The organism is Nocardioides sp. ChNu-153 (genome assembly GCF_030466625.1).
Classification (GTDB): domain Bacteria; phylum Actinomycetota; class Actinomycetes; order Propionibacteriales; family Nocardioidaceae; genus Nocardioides.
In genome coordinates, this window is record NZ_JADEVT010000007.1 from 40,857 (window position 1) to 55,575 (window position 14,719).

The 14,719-nt window shown below is 74.0% G+C and carries 12 protein-coding genes; 9 read left to right on the forward strand and 3 right to left on the reverse strand.

All coding sequences use genetic code 11. The features are described from left to right. Positions 1-61: 61 nt before the first annotated feature. The 7 genes from INN71_RS10730 (at position 62) to purM (ending at position 9,077) form a co-directional block, all read left to right on the forward strand. Positions 62-1,429 (forward strand): dipeptidase, encoded by a 1,368-nt coding sequence (locus INN71_RS10730; RefSeq protein ID WP_277498799.1) that lies wholly within the window; start codon positions 62-64, stop codon positions 1,427-1,429. Positions 1,430-1,463: 34 nt separating this feature from the next. Beyond that, complete coding sequence (locus INN71_RS10735; protein ID WP_277498801.1) at positions 1,464-2,654, forward strand: CdaR family transcriptional regulator; 1,191 nt, start codon at positions 1,464-1,466, stop codon at positions 2,652-2,654. A 60-nt stretch (positions 2,655-2,714) separates the two neighbouring features. Then, the gene (locus INN71_RS10740; protein WP_277498802.1) at positions 2,715-3,179 is read left to right on the forward strand and encodes a hypothetical protein; all 465 of its coding nucleotides are present in this window, start codon (positions 2,715-2,717) and stop codon (positions 3,177-3,179) included. Between the two features lie 238 nt (positions 3,180-3,417). Then, a complete protein-coding gene (locus INN71_RS10745; protein WP_277498804.1) occupies positions 3,418-5,706 on the forward strand; it encodes a molybdopterin cofactor-binding domain-containing protein in 2,289 nt (762 codons plus the stop codon). A gap of 85 nt (positions 5,707-5,791) precedes the next feature. Further along, complete coding sequence (locus INN71_RS10750; protein WP_277498808.1) at positions 5,792-6,268, forward strand: (2Fe-2S)-binding protein; 477 nt, start codon at positions 5,792-5,794, stop codon at positions 6,266-6,268. A gap of 58 nt (positions 6,269-6,326) precedes the next feature. Beyond that, positions 6,327-7,928 (forward strand): amidophosphoribosyltransferase, encoded by a 1,602-nt coding sequence (purF, locus tag INN71_RS10755; protein WP_277498809.1) that lies wholly within the window; start codon positions 6,327-6,329, stop codon positions 7,926-7,928. Positions 7,929-8,000: 72 nt separating this feature from the next. After that, the gene (purM, locus tag INN71_RS10760) at positions 8,001-9,077 is read left to right on the forward strand and encodes a phosphoribosylformylglycinamidine cyclo-ligase (protein WP_277498811.1); all 1,077 of its coding nucleotides are present in this window, start codon (positions 8,001-8,003) and stop codon (positions 9,075-9,077) included. A 91-nt stretch (positions 9,078-9,168) separates the two neighbouring features. On the opposite strand, the gene INN71_RS10765 is transcribed toward purM, so the two are convergent. Then, a complete protein-coding gene (locus INN71_RS10765) occupies positions 9,169-11,346 on the reverse strand; it encodes a transglycosylase domain-containing protein (protein ID WP_277498812.1) in 2,178 nt (725 codons plus the stop codon). 255 nt (positions 11,347-11,601) lie between these two features. On the opposite strand from INN71_RS10765, the gene INN71_RS10770 reads away from it, so the two are divergent. Further along, on the forward strand, positions 11,602-11,883 hold the full coding sequence (locus INN71_RS10770) for a WhiB family transcriptional regulator (RefSeq protein WP_277498813.1): 282 nt from the start codon (positions 11,602-11,604) through the stop codon (positions 11,881-11,883). A 24-nt stretch (positions 11,884-11,907) separates the two neighbouring features. Here the strand turns inward: INN71_RS10770 and INN71_RS10775 are convergent, their stop codons facing one another. Together INN71_RS10775 and INN71_RS10780 are read right to left on the reverse strand one after the other, a co-directional pair. Further along, positions 11,908-13,152: an ArsA-related P-loop ATPase gene (locus INN71_RS10775; RefSeq protein ID WP_277498814.1), complete on the reverse strand. Its 1,245-nt coding sequence runs from the start codon at positions 13,150-13,152 to the stop codon at positions 11,908-11,910. Between the two features lie 22 nt (positions 13,153-13,174). Then, entirely contained in the window at positions 13,175-14,239 is a 1,065-nt protein-coding gene (locus INN71_RS10780; protein WP_277498815.1) for an ArsA-related P-loop ATPase, read from the reverse strand. 54 nt (positions 14,240-14,293) lie between these two features. On the opposite strand from INN71_RS10780, the gene INN71_RS10785 reads away from it, so the two are divergent. After that, positions 14,294-14,599 carry a YciI family protein gene (locus tag INN71_RS10785; RefSeq protein ID WP_277498817.1) on the forward strand — a complete coding sequence of 102 codons (306 nt, stop codon included), beginning with the start codon at positions 14,294-14,296 and terminating at the stop codon, positions 14,597-14,599. The last annotated feature ends 120 nt before the right edge of the window (positions 14,600-14,719 follow it).

Here is a 14,719-nt window from a genome sequence, read left to right on the forward strand (position 1 = left end):
CCGGACGGTCCGGTGTCGGGCCAGCCCGACACCGCGTGCGCCCCTGGCTAGGGTCGGACGCATGGCTGACCTCACCACCGACGACCTCCGCGGCCGGGTGGCCGCCGTGCTGCCCGGCGTGCGCCGTGACCTCGAGGCGCTGGTGCGCATCGAGTCGGTGAGCGCCGACCCGGCCCGGGCGGGCGAGGTACGGCGCAGCGCCGAGGCCGTGGCCGCGCTCCTGGAGGCCGAGGGTCTCGACACCCGCATCGTCAGCGCCGAGGGCGGGGCCCCCGCCGTCATCGCGACCCGCCCCGCGCCCGCGGGCGCGCCCACGGTGCTGCTCTACGCCCACCACGACGTGCAGCCCGAGGGCGACCACGCCGACTGGGCGACGCCGCCCTTCGAGGCCACCGAGGCCGACTCGCCCGGTGGCCGGCGCCTCTTCGGTCGCGGCGCGGCCGACGACAAGGCCGGCGTCGTGGCCCACCTCGGCGCCCTGCGTGCGCTCGGCGACGACCTGGGCGTCGGCGTGACGGTGTTCGTCGAGGGCGAGGAGGAGGTCGGCTCCGACACGCTCCCGGCCCTGCTCGCCGAGCACGCCGAGACGCTGCGGGCCGACGTCATCGTCATCGCCGACTCGACCAACTGGGACATCGGCGTGCCCGCCCTCACCACGAGCCTGCGCGGGCTCGTGCGCGTCGACGTCGAGGTGCGCACGCTGACGCACGCGGTGCACTCCGGCATGTGGGGCGGCCTCGTCCCCGACGCGATCACGACGCTGGCGCGCCTGCTCGCCACCCTCCACGACGACGCCGGCGACGTGGCCGTCGCCGGCCTGCACGCCGGCCCGGCCGCCGACGTCGACTACCCCGAGGAGCGGCTGCGCGCCGAGTCGGGAGTCGCCGACGGCGTCGCGTTCGTCGGCACCGGGTCCGCGGTCGAGCGGCTGTGGACCAAGCCGTCCCTCAGCGTCACCGGCCTCGACGCCCCGAAGGTCGACGGCGCCTCGAACACCCTCGTCCCGGCCGCCCGCGCGAAGCTCTCGATGCGCATCGCCCCCGGCGACACGGCCGAGAGCGCGCTGGCCGCCCTGCGCGCCCACCTCGAGGCGCACGTGCCGTGGGGCGCGCAGCTCTCCGTCACCGTCGTCGACACCGGCGAGGCGACGCAGATCGACGCGACCGGGCCGGTGTACGACGTCGCCCGCGCCGCGTTCGCCGAGGCGTGGGACGGCACGGTGCCCGTCGACATGGGGGTCGGCGGCTCGATCCCGTTCATCGCGGAGTTCCTCGAGGCGTTCCCCGACGCCACCGTCCTCGTCACCGGCGTCGAGGACCCCGACACCCGCGCCCACGGACCGAACGAGGGCCTGCACCTCGCGGAGTTCGAGCGGGTGCTGCTCGCCGAGACGCTCCTGCTGGCCCGCCTGGCCGAGCGGGGGGCCTGAGGGCGGGTCGGGGGCCGGCCGGCGGGAGCCGCTCGTGCGCGCGACGACCGCGACGTTCCTCGAGCGTCACCGCGCTCAGCGGGTCGGCGTGCTCGCCGAGGCCCTGCTCGCCGTCATCCGGGCCGAGAACGCGGGGTACGCCGACGTGCCCGTCCTCGCCGACGACGACCTGCGGCGCTCCTGCCTCGACAACGTCGCCCGCGTGCTCGAGCTGCTGGAGGCCGAGCTCGACCCGGCGCGCGCCGGGGGCCCCGACCGGTACGACGCGGCCCGCGCCACCGGGCACCGGCGCGCCGAGCAGGGCCTGCCGCTCGACGACGTGCTGCGCTCGTTCCGCATGGGCGGGCGGCTGATCTGGGAGGACCTCCTCGACCACGCCGGCGACACCCTCGACGCCCACGACGTGCGGGAGATCGGCACGTCGCTGTGGGCGGTCGTGGACCGCACGTCGGCGGCTGTCGCGGCGGCGTACCACGAGACCGAGGCCGGGGCGCTGCGCGCGCACGAGCAGCGCCGTACCGCCCTGTGGGAGGACCTGCTCGCCGGGCGCGGCACCGACCCCGTGTTCGCCGCCGAGGCGGGTCGCCTGCTCGACCTCCACCCGGGCGCCCCGTGCGTCGTCGTGGTCGCCCACGGCGACACCCCGTCGGCCGCGGCGCGCAGCGCGGAGGCGAACCTGCGGGCGGCGGGCTACCGCTCGAGCTGGGTACGGCGCGCCGTCGGCCTCGTGGGCCTCGTCGAGGCCGGCTCGCTCGTCGCCCCCGACCTCTCGGCGGGCCTGCGCGCGCTGGTGGGCGGCCCGGTGGGCACCTCGGGGGTGGCCGTCGGGTTCGCCCAGGTGGAGGAGGCCTTCCGCCACGCGCTGGCGGCGCAGCGCATCGCCGCCAGCCGCGGCGTGCCGACGGTGGCGTTCGACGACGCCCTGCCCGACGCGCTCGTGCTGGCCTCGCCCGACATCGCCGCCCGCCTGGTGGAGCACTGGCTCGGCCCGCTGCTCGACCTGCCCGGGGACGAGGGCCGGGCGCTGGTGGAGACGCTCGAGGCGTGGGTGCGCCTCGGCGGGTCGACGACCGCCACCGCGCAGGCGCTGCCGTGCCACCGCAACACGGTGCTCAACCGGCTGCGCCGCGTCCGGCAGGTCACGGGCGGCCGGGTGGGCGCGGCGACGCCCCCGGTCGAGCTGTCGCTCGCGCTCGCGGCGTACCGGCTCGGGGGCGCGGGCTGAGGCGTCGCTGAGCATCCGTGCTCATGGCCGACGGGGCGGTCGAGGAGGACCGTTCGACCCGTGACCTCGGCCCGGACGCCCCCTTCCTCGGATCGCGCGGCGCGGGTCCTCCTCCTCGCCCGGGCCCGGTTGCTGGGGCGCTGGCTCGTCGTCTCGGCCGGTGTGGACGCGCTGGCCCTCGCGTGGGGCCTGCAGATGTACCTGTTCCCAGGACCGCACGCGGTGGTGGGCAACGTCCTCGCCGGGATGTTCCTCGCGGCAGCGGGCCTGGTGTGGGGGGTGCTCCACCTGGCGCTCGCCGGCTGGGTGGCGTGGGGGCGTGGTCACCTGCGCAGCGGCGGCACCCACCGACTCCTGGTGGCGGGGGCCTGGGCGAGCGTTCTCGTCGCAGGAGGATCGACGGTCGTCCTCCTCCCGTTGGCCCTCTCGCCCGACATAGAGGTGCTCCTGGTGGCGGCACCGGCACTCCTGTCCTGTATCGCCGTACTCAGGACCGGCCTGGTCGTGGGGGGCGGCCCTCGCTGAGGCCGCTCTCCGGGGAGTGCCGGTGTGCAGACTGCCCAGTGATCGGCGTCACATCGTGGGCGCGCCCGGGTTGGGACCGACCGCTCGGGATGCGAGCGTTGGCGGCGGGAGGGAGTGACCGCACCGGCCTCGGCCGGCTGACACTCCGGAGGACGCAGTGGCTCGACCGACGACCGACCAGACGCACGACGCAGCAGGGGAGGCAGCAGGGGAGGGGACCAGCGCCGGGGGTGACGGCGTGCGCCGCCGGACGTTCCTGGGCTTCGTGCTCAGCGGCTCGACGCTGGTGGCCGCGGCTCCGCTCGGTGTGGGCGCCGCCCCGGCGAGCGCCGACGGCATCCCCACGGTGCCGCAGCCACCGGAGATCCTCGACCTCAACGACTTCCTCACCCTCGCGGGCGCGTCGACGAGCAACCTGATCTCCATCACGATCAACGCCGACGGCACGGCCTCGTTCGCCCTGCCCCGTGCCGAGGTCGGCCAGGGCATCACGACGTCGACGGCGATGATCATCGCCGAGGAGCTCGACCTGCCCGTCGACAAGGTCGAGGTCACCCTCGCCCCCGCGCGCCCCGAGCTGCTGCTCAACCAGCTCACGGGCGGCTCCAACACGACGATCTCGACGTACACCCCCATCCGGGTCGCCGCCGCCGTCGCCCGGCGCGCGCTCCTGGAGGCGGCGTCGGTGCAGCTCGGGGACGCCGTCGACCAGCTGGTGGTGAAGCTGGGCGGCGTCATCGAGGCCCCCGACGGGCGCCGGGTCACGTACGGCGAGCTGGCCGGCCCGGCTGCCGCTGCCCAGAGCCGCGGCGTGGAGGTCGAGCTCGCCGAGCGCACCTCCCACCCCGTGATCGGCCGCCCGCAGAACCGCATCGACGCCCTCGATGCCGTCACGGGCCGCAAGCAGTTCACCACCGACCTGCAGGTGCCGGACGCGCTGCCGACCATGGTCTGCCGCGCCCCGAATCTCAACGGCCGCGCCCTGCGGGTGCACAACGTGGCCGAGGTGGAGCGGATGCCGGGCGTCACCCACGTCGCGCTCATGGACTTCGGCGTCGCCGTGCGCGCCCGCACGTTCGGGCAGTGCATCGACGCCGTGCGCGCGGTGCGCGCGGACTGGGACCCGGGCACCGTCACGGGCGAGTCCGACGAGACCGTCCTCGCCCGCCTGCAGCGCGACCAGCTGCCCCTGCCGTCGCTGCCCAGCCTGCCGCTGCTGCGCACCGTCAACGCCGACGTCACGTTCTACTTCCGCAGCAACTCGGCGATGGACACCAACTCGGCCATCGCCGACGTGCGGGCCGACGAGGCCGAGATCTGGTCGGGACTGAAGTCCCCGGTCATCGCCCAGGAGCAGATCGCCGCCGCCATCGGCCTGCCGGTGTCCAAGGTGCGGGTCAACGTCACGCAGAGCGGCGGGTCGTTCGGCCGCCGCCTGTTCTTCGACGGCGCCATGGAGGCCGCGCTCATCAGCAAGGCGATGGGCGTGCCCGTGAAGCTGATGTGGCACCGCGCCGACGACGCGCGCGCCGGGCGCACCCACCCCATGTGCACCTCGAAGATCCGCGCCGCCCACGTGGGCGGCCAGGTCGTCGCCTTCCAGCAGTCGCACGCCAGCGTCGAGACGGACTTCCGCCACGGCCTGGGCGAGGCCATCACGGGCTTCGCCGCCGACCTGCCGGCGGGCCTGGGCAACCTGGGCTTCGCCGAGACCGTCTTCACCTTGACCCAGGAGATGCCCTACAACTTCGGCGCGGTTCTGCAGACGCTCACCGAGTCCGACGGCCGGTTCAACACCGGCAGCATGCGCAACATCTACTCGCCCGACGTGCGCGCCGCCTCCGAGCTCGTCGTCGACCGGCTGGCGGCCGACATGCGCCGCGACCCCTACCAGTTCCGCCGGGCCTTCTCCCGCAACGCCCGCGTGACCGCCGTGCTCGACCGGGTCGCGCAGGCCGGGCGCTGGGGGCGGGCGATGGAGCCGGGCACCGCCCAGGGCATCGCCATCCACAAGGAGTACAAGGGCGCGTCGGCCTGCCTCGTCGAGATCGACTGCCGCCCGGCCACCGTGGGCCGCCAGGTCCGCGACGCGGTCACCGGCCCCCGCGTCACCAAGGTGGTCTTCGCCATCGACGTCGGCCTGGCGATCAACCCGCGCGGCCTCGAGGCGCAGATGCAGGGCGGCATCAACGACGGCATCGCCCTCGCCCTGACCTCCAGCCTCCACCTGCGTGATGGCCACTTCCTCGAGGCCAGCTGGGACAACTACTTCTACACGCGGCAGTGGAACACCCCGCCCGAGGTCGAGGTGCACGTCATGCCGTCGAACAGCCCGCAGCCGGGCGGCGCGGGCGAGGCCGGGGTCGCGGCCACGTTCGCCGCCGTCGCCTGCGCCTACGCTCGGGCCACGGGCACGATGCCGACCCACTTCCCGGTCAACCACCTCGACGACCTGGCCTTCGAGCCCAAGTCGTTCGAGCCGCCGGTCCCGGCCTCGCCGACCAACGGCCTGCGCCTCACCTACTGACCCGCCCGTCGCCCCGACGTACCCGACCCACGCACCCGCCCGTCTGCCCGCCCGCCCCACCGGCACTGCCCCCGAGGAGCCTCCCGTGCCCCGTCAGACCTTCCGCCTCAACGGCGAGACCGTCAGCGTCGACGTCGAGGACGACGTCCGCCTCCTGTGGGTCCTGCGCGACCTGCTGGGCGTCGTCGGCCCCAAGTACGGCTGCGGCATCAACGTCTGCAAGGCGTGCACGTCGCACGTCAACGGCCGCGCCTTCAACCCGTGCGCCGTCCCCGTCGGCGACCTCGGGCCCGACGACGAGGTCACCACCATCGAGGGCCTGCCCGCCACCGTCGGCGCGGAGCTCCACCCCATGCAGGAGGCGTGGCTGGAGCGCGACGTCGCCCAGTGCGGCTACTGCCAGCCCGGGCAGATCATGGCCGCGGTCGCGCTGGTGAGGAAGGTGCAGCGCGAGGGACGGGCCATCAGCGACGCGGACCTCGACGGCATCCGCAACATCTGCCGCTGCGGGACCTACACCCGCATCCGCGAGGCCGTCCGGGCGGGCGAGCGCCGGATGTGACCCGTCCGGGTACGGCGCGACGTCGCCCGGCGGGCGGGGCGCGCCGTACCATGGCCGGGTGGCCAACTCCGTGAGCACACGCAAGGGCGGTGACGGTCGACTGACCGCCGCACTCGACCCCCAGGACCAGGGCCCGCAGGACGCCTGCGGCGTCTTCGGGGTGTGGGCGCCGGGCGAGGACGTGGCGAAGCTGACCTACTACGGCCTCTACGCGCTGCAGCACCGCGGCCAGGAGTCGGCGGGCATCGCGGTGAGCAACGGGCGCCAGATCCTCGTCTACAAGGACATGGGGCTCGTCTCGCAGGTCTTCGACGAGTCGACGCTGGACGCGCTGCAGGGCCACGTCGCGATCGGCCACTCGCGCTACTCCACCACCGGCGCGAGCACGTGGCACAACGCGCAGCCGACCTTCCACCCGACGGCGCACGGCTCGATCGCGCTGGCCCACAACGGCAACCTGATCAACACCGCCGAGCTGGCCGAGATGGTCCGCGACCGCAGCGTCCTCGACGGCGAGCTCGACCTCAAGGTCCACCGCCCCGAGCAGAACTCGACGAACGACACGAGCGTCGTCACCGCCCTGCTCGCCGACCACCCCGACACCACCGTCGAGGAGCGCGCGGTCGAGCTGCTGCCCCAGGTGCGCGGTGCCTTCTCGTTCGTGTGGATGACCGAGGACACGCTGTACGCCGCGCGCGACCCCCAGGGCATCCGCCCGCTGGTGCTCGGCCGCCTCGAGCGCGGCTGGGTCGTCGCGTCGGAGACCGCGGCGCTCGACATCGTCGGCGCGTCCTTCATCCGCGAGATCGAGCCGGGCGAGCTCGTCGCCGTCGACGCCGACGGCCTGCGCAGCCGCACCTTCGCGGAGCCCGCGCCGAAGCACTGCCTCTTCGAGTTCGTCTACCTCGCCCGCCCCGACACGGTGATGACGGGCAAGCGGATGCACAGCGTGCGCGTCGAGATCGGCCGCCGCCTCGCGAAGACGTTCCCCGTCGACGCCGACCTCGTCATCCCCGTCCCCGAGTCCGGCACCCCCGCCGCGATCGGGTACGCCGAGGCGTCCGGCATCCCGTACGGCACCGGTCTGGTCAAGAACTCCTACGTCGGGCGCACCTTCATCCAGCCGTCGCAGACGATCCGCCAGCTCGGCATCCGCCTGAAGCTGAACCCGCTGCGCGACGTCATCGAGGGCAAGAAGCTCGTCGTCGTCGACGACTCGATCGTGCGCGGCAACACGCAGCGCGCGCTCGTACGCATGCTCCGCGAGGCGGGCGCCCGCGAGGTGCACGTGCGGATCTCCTCGCCGCCGGTGAAGTGGCCCTGCTTCTACGGAATCGACTTCGCGACCCGCGCCGAGCTCATCGGCAACGGCCTGACCGTCGACGAGATCTGCCGCTCGATCGACGCGGACTCGCTCGGCTACATCGACCTGGACGACCTCATCGACGCCACGGCGGTGCCGAAGGACGACCTGTGCCGGGCCTGCTTCGACGGGGTCTACCCCATCGACCTGCCCGACTCCACCCACCTGGGCAAGGACGTCCTGGAGATCCAGCGCTCCGCGCCGAGCTCGCCGCCGGTCGCGACGACGACCGACGTCGACGGCCTCGCCGCCTCCCTCGCCGGGGGCGGCGCCGCCGACGCGCTGCGCCGGCCCTGACCGTCGTACCCGGCGCCCGACCCACTCCCGCACCACCTGCACTCCCGCACCCGGCCCCCAGGAGCAGCTGACGTGACCGACCCCGCCGAGAACGCGTACGCCGCCGCCGGCGTCTCCATCGAGGCGGCCGACCGCGCCATCGACCTCATGAAGGGCTGGGTGGAGAAGTCCCGGCGGCCCGAGATCATCGGGGGGCTCGGCGGCTTCGCCGGGCTGTTCGACGCGAGCGCGCTCAAGGCCTACGACCGCCCCGTGCTGGCCACGTCGACCGACGGGGTGGGCACCAAGGTGGCCATCGCCCAGGCGATGGACAAGCACGACACCATCGGCTTCGACCTCGTCGGCATGGTCGTCGACGACCTCGTCGTCTGCGGCGCCGAGCCGCTGTTCATGACCGACTACATCGCCACCGGCCGCGTCGTGCCGGAGCGCATCGCGGCGATCGTCAAGGGCATCGCCGAGGCGTGCGTCGAGGCCGGCTGCTCGCTGGTCGGCGGGGAGATCGCGGAGCACCCGGGCCTGCTGGGCCCCGACGACTACGACGTCGCGGGCGCCACCACCGGCGTCGTCGAGGCGGAGCAGATGCTCGGGCCCGGCCGCGTGCGCCCCGGTGACGTCGTCATCGCGATGGCCTCGAGCGGGCTGCACTCCAACGGCTACTCCCTCGTGCGCCACGTGCTCCTCGCCGGCGCCGGGTGGGAGCTCGACCGCCAGGTCGAGGAGCTGGGCGGCACGCTCGGCGCCGAGCTGCTGACGCCGACGAGGATCTACACCAAGCCCGCCCTCGCGCTGGCCCGCGGCACCGCGACCCACGCCATGGCCCACGTGACCGGCGGCGGCCTCGCGGCGAACCTCGAGCGGGTCATGCCGGCCGAGCTGACCGCGACCATCGACCGCGGCACCTGGACCCCGCAGCCCGTCTTCGACCTGGTGCGCCGCGTGGGCGACCTGCCCCAGGCCGACGTCGAGGCGACGCTCAACTGCGGCGTCGGGATGGTGGCGCTCACCGACCCCGGCTCGGTCGACACCGCCCTGCGACTGCTCGCCGAGCACGGCGTGGAGGCCTGGGTGGCCGGCGAGGTCCGCGCCCTGGCCGACGGCGACGTCGGCGGCTCGGTGAACCTCACGGGCCAGCACGCGGGCTGGTGAGGTCCGCCCCGCGAGGGGCCGACGGACGACGAGGCGCCCGCCCCCCGAGGGGGACGGGCGCCTCGTGTCGTCGTACGGGCGTCAGCCGGGGTCAGTCGTCGTCCCCGCTGATGCGGGTGGTGGCGCGACCGCCGAGACCGACGGAGCCCTGGGGGTCCGGCGGGCCGACGGCCTCGCGCAGGGCCGAGGCGCTGTACGGCGTGAAGTCGTCGCCGGGCAGCTCGTCGCGGATCCCGCGCATCGCGTCGCCCCAGATGGGGGCGACGAACCGGGAGGCCGAGACGTTGCCGAACCGGCGCCCGCCGACGCGCTGACCCTCGAGCGAGATCGGGGTGCCGACCTCGTTGGCGCCGGCGATCATCGCCACCGTCGCCAGGTTGGGCGTGTAGCCCGCGAACCAGACCGAGCGTGCGTTCTGCGTGGTGCCGGTCTTGCCCGCGTCGTCGATGCCCAGGCTCTGCGCGGCGGCGAAGCCGCCCGGGGCCAGCACGCCCGACAGGATCTCGTTGACGGCGTCCGCGACCTCGGGCGTGAGCACCTGGTCGCAGGTCGGGTCGTAGGTCTTGACGACGTTGCCGCCCGAGTCGGAGATCTGCACGACCGGCAGGGCGTCGCAGTGGACGCCGCGGCCGGCGAAGGTCGCGTAGGCCTCGGCCATCTCGACGGGGCTGACGTCCGCGACGCCGAGCACGAAGGACGGCACCCGCTCGGCCAGGCGGCCCGGCTGCTCCTCGCCCGTGGGGTTGTCGAGCTCGACGCCCATGGCGCGGGCGAGCTCGAACGGCTGGCACAGGCCCGTGCGCTGCGTGAGCTGGGCGTAGAACGTGTTGACCGAGAGCCGGGTCCCGGTCGTCATCGTCATGTAGCCCGAGTCGGTGGAGTTCGACGGCTCCCACGCGGTCGAACCGCCGTAGGGCTCGCCGTCGCAGTCGCGGAACGTGGACTCGCGGACGGCGATCTGCTCGGGGGAGCTGATGCCCCACGAGACCGGGATGCCCTGCTCGAGCGCGGCCGCGAGCACGAAGGTCTTGAACGTGGAGCCGGCCTGGAAGCCGTTGGAGTCGCCGAGCCGCTCGGGCACCGTGTAGTTGAGGTAGGTCTGGCCCGCCTCCATGTTCGTGCCCATGGGGCGCGACTGCGCCAGGCCCCGGACGTAGCCCGTGCCCGGCTCCACCATGGCGAGCCCGCCGATGGCGTTGTCGGTCGGGTCGACCGCGTCGGCGACCGCCTCGTCGGCGGAGGCCTGGTAGGTCTGGATGAGCGGCGTCCGGATCGTCAGGCCGCCCTCGTAGAGCAGCGAGCGGCGCGCGTCCTCGCTCTCGCCCAGGGACGGGTCGGCCAGCAGGTAGCGCAGCACGTAGTCGCAGTAGAACGGGGCGACCGACGACACGCAGCCGTTGGACGGCGCGCGGACGTTGAGGCCCAGGTCGGTGGAGCGGGCCGCCTGCTGGTCCTCGTCGGTCACGACGTTCAGCTGGGCCATGCGGTCGATGACCACGTTGCGCCGCTGCAGCGCGCGGTCGGGGTTGACCGTCGGGTCGAGGCCGACGGGGTTCTGCACGAGGCCGGCGAGCAGGGCGGCCTGGGGCAGCGTCAGGTCCGCCGCACTCGTGCCGAAGTAGGTGCGGGCCGCGGACTGGATGCCGTAGGCGCCGTTGCCGAAGTAGGCGAGGTTGAGGTACCGCTCCAGGATCCAGTCCTTGGAGTAGGTGTTCTCGATCGCGATGGCGTAGCGCAGCTCCTGGATCTTGCGGCTGAACGTCTCCTCCGTCGCCTCGGCGCGGGCCTGCTCGTCGTCGCCGGCCTGCTGCACCAGTGTCAGCTTCACCATCTGCTGGGTGATCGAGGAGCCACCCTGCACGACGCCGCTGTTGGCCTGGTTGACGATGAGCGCGCGCAGGGTGCCCTGCAGGTCCAGCGCCCCGTGCTCGTAGAACCGGTAGTCCTCGATCGACACGATGGCCTGGCGCATGAACGGGCTGACCTGGGTCAGCGGCACGTTGACGCGGTTCTCGTCGAAGATCGTCGCGATCACGTTGTCGTTCGCGTCGAGGATCCGGCTGCGCTGCGGCAGGGCCTGCGTCTCGAGCTCGGCCGGCAGCTCCTTGACGCTCTCGGAGACGTTGCGGGCCGAGATGCCGGCCATGCCCGCGAAGGGCAGGGCGAGGCCGGAGACGACGACGCCCAGCACGACGGAGGCCGCGAGCATCACCAGGAGGTGCTTCACGACGCGTCCCGCCGTGAGACGCTCGGGTGCGGAGGGGGACATGGTCCCCAAGGGTACGGGACCGCCCCGGGGTCGGGGCCTTTCCCGACCCGTCCCGCACGCCGGCCCCGCGCCCCGTCCCGGTCCCGGTCACGGGACCACCCGGGACCAACGGCCTAGTCCCTTCCGACTACCACGGTTGACGCAAATGGGTCTGCCGCGGACCTTGCGACTTCTTTACCTTGGTCCCGTTGGGTTGGAGAGCCGGGTGCGGGGCGTGGGGCCGTGCACCGGGCGTGAACGGGGTGGGGACGTCACATGTGGGTCGAGGAGTGGACGACGAAGGCCGTGTGCCGACAGGCGCAGCCGGACGAGCTCTTCGTGCGGGGGGCCGAGCAGAACCGCGTCAAGCAGCTGTGCCAGGGCTGCCCCGTGCGCACCGAGTGCCTCGCGGAGGCGCTCGACAACCAGATCGAGTGGGGGGTGTGGGGCGGCATGACCGAGCGTGAGCGCCGCGCCCTGCTGCGTCGTCGCCCGGCCGCGTCGTGGCGCGACGTGCTGGAGTCGGCGCGCAACGAGCACACCACCGCCGCGGTCTGAGCGTCCCGGGCCTCGCCGTCCCGCTCAGCCGGGGGCGAGCAGCTCGCCGACGCGCCGCAGGCCGTCCAGGTCGTGCACGTCGCTGGCCAGTGCGGGCACGACCGCCGTCGGCACCTCCGGGTGCGTGGCCGCGAACCGGGCCCGCAGCGCCGCCTCGCGCTCCGTGATGCGGACGTGGTCGGCGTGCAGCCGCAGCAGGCCCTCGGTCAGCTCGGGGTCGTGCAACCCGGCGTCGTCGCGGCGGCGCTCCAGGCGCTGCGCAGCCGCCAGCGCCTCCTCGGCGCTGAGCTCCACCGGTGGGTGCGGGTGCGCCCGGTTGACGACGAGCCCGGCGAGCGGCATGCGGTCGTCGGCCAGCCGCTCGACGAAGTACGCCGCCTCGCGCAGCGCGTCCCGCTCCGGCGCGGCGACGACGACGAACGCCGTACGGGAGTCCTGCAGCAGCGAGTAGGTCTGCTGCGCGCGCTGCTGGAAGCCGCCGAAGACGGTGTCGAACGCGGCGACGAACGTCTGCAGGTCGGTGAGGACCTGGGCGCCGAGCACCTTGGTCAGCGCGTTGGTGATGAGCCCGAAGCCCATGCTCATCACGCGGGCCGGACCCTTGGCAGGTGCCAGCAGCAGCTTGATGAACCGCCCGTCGAGGAAGCTGGAGAGCCGCTCCGGGGCGTCGAGGAAGTCGAGCGCCGAACGCGAGGGCGGGGTGTCGACGACGATGAGGTCGTAGGTGCCGTCCGCCTCCGCCTGCCGGTGGATCTGGCCCAGCTTCTCCATGGCCATGTACTCCTGCGTGCCCGCGAACGAGCTCGACAGGGCGACGTAGAACGGGTTCTCCAGGATGGCCCGCGCCTTCTCCGGGCTGGCCTGGCTCTCGACGACCTCGTCGAAGGTCGACTTCATGTCGAGCATCATCGCGTCGAGGCTGCCGCCCGCCGAGGTGTCGAGACCGGTGACGGGGCGGGGGGTGTTGTCGAGCTCCTCGATGCCCATCGACTGCGCGAGGCGGCGGGCCGGGTCGATCGTCAGCACGACCACCTTCCGGCCGCGCTCGGCGGCGCGCATCGCCAGCGCCGCCGCCGTCGTCGTCTTGCCCACGCCTCCGGAGCCGCAGCACACGACGATCCCGGTGCCCCGGTCGTCGAGGAGCGCGTCGAGGTCGAGGTACGGCGCGGGGCCCTCGGTGCCGGCCAGCGGGCCCACGCGGTGGCTGCTGCGACGGTGGGTCGCCGACCGCGCGGCCGCGCTGCCGGGGTCGGTGCTGCTGACCGTCATGCGTCCTCCCTCGTCACGTGCCTCATGCCATGCCCTGGCGCCGCAGGTGGGCGGCGAGCTCGTAGAGACCGCCGAGGTCGACGCCGCCGGCGAGGCGGGGCAGCTCGTAGGTGGGCACGTCGTACCCGGCCACGAGGGCCCGCTGCGAGTCCTCCAGCGCCCGGCGCTCGGCGTGGTCGCGGCCCTGGGCCAGCAGGTGCTCGGCCAGGGCGCCCAGGTCGTCGGGGGAGCCCTCGAGGCCGGCGGCGGCCAGGTCGCCCGCGAGCGCGGCGGGGTCGGCGGTGCCCGCGATGACCTGGGCGAGGTCCTCGGCGTCGAGCTCGTCCGGGCGGGTCAGGTTGACGACGACGCCGCCCACGGGCAGGCCGGTGCGGCGCAGGTCGGCGATGCCGTCGGCCGTCTCCTGCACGGGCATCTCCTCGAGCACCGTCACGAAGTGCACCGCGGTGCGCGAGGAGCGGAACAGCGTCATCATCAGGTCGGCCTGCGACTTGATGGGACCCACCTTGGCCAGGCCGGCGAGCTCGTCGGAGACGTTGAGGAACTGGGTGATGCGGCCCGTCGGCGGGGCGTCGAGGACGACCGCGTCGTACTGGCGGGCGCCCTTGCCGCGGCGCCCCGGCTTCGCCGCCTCGAAGACCTTGCCGGTGAGGAGCACGTCCCGCACGCCCGGAGCGATCGTGGTCGCGAACTCGATGACGCCGAACTTGTCGAGGGCGCGGCCGGCGCGACCGAGGCGGTAGTACATCGCCAGGTAGTCGAGCAGCGCCGACTCGGCGTCGATGTGGAGGGCGTGCACCGTGCCCGCCGGGCCCCGGGGCGAGCCGTCCGGGGCGGTGGCACCGGGCGTGGCCGGCAGCCCCTTCGCGATCTGGCGCTCCTCGTAGGGCAGCGGGTCGACGTCGAACATCCGGGCGATGCCCTGGCGGCCCTCGACCTCGCAGAGCAGGACGCTGCGACCGGTGGAGGCCAGCGCGAGCGCGAGCGCCGCGGCGACCGTGGACTTGCCCGTGCCGCCCTTGCCCGTGACCACGTGGAGCTGCACGTCGCGCCAGTGGGTGGCGTCGGGGACCGTGGCGGGGGGCACCTCGCGATCCTAGCCACGGGGCGGGTGGCGGGTCCGGCGTGTGAGGATCGAGCCATGTCGACCTCGATCTACGCCGTCACCTACGCCTACTCCGACGACGTCACGCTGCGCGACGAGCACCGCGCCGCCCACCGGGAGTACCTCGCGGGCCTCGCCGACGAGGGCCGCATGGTCGTCTCCGGCCCGTGGGGCGCGGACGAGGCCCCCGGCGCCCTGCTGCTCTTCCGCGGCGGCTCCGCCGACGAGGTGCGCGCGATGACCGCCGAGGACCCCTTCGTCACGATCGGCGTCGTCGTCGAGCAGACCGTCCGTGCCTGGGAGCCCGTGCTCGGCCCCGGCAAGGACGCCTTCGCCGGCTGAGCCTCCGCCCACGGGACGCCGTAGTCCCTGACGAAACCGTCGCGACACGCCGGTCGGGACGTCGGGAACGTCAGGGACTACGTCGGGCCCCGCCCCGGGTGGGGTACGGCGAGACGCGGG

Excerpts from the sequence above, each read along its gene's own strand:
- INN71_RS10730 (WP_277498799.1), top strand. The coding sequence starts at position 62 with ATGGCTGACCTCACCACCGACGACCTCCGCGGCCGGGTGGCCGCCGTG.
- INN71_RS10765 (WP_277498812.1), bottom strand. The coding sequence starts at position 11,346 with ATGTCCCCCTCCGCACCCGAGCGTCTCACGGCGGGACGCGTCGTGAAG.
- INN71_RS10785 (WP_277498817.1), top strand. The coding sequence starts at position 14,294 with ATGTCGACCTCGATCTACGCCGTCACCTACGCCTACTCCGACGACGTC.
- INN71_RS10775 (WP_277498814.1), bottom strand. The coding sequence starts at position 13,152 with ATGACGGTCAGCAGCACCGACCCCGGCAGCGCGGCCGCGCGGTCGGCG.
- INN71_RS10770 (WP_277498813.1), top strand. The coding sequence starts at position 11,602 with ATGTGGGTCGAGGAGTGGACGACGAAGGCCGTGTGCCGACAGGCGCAG.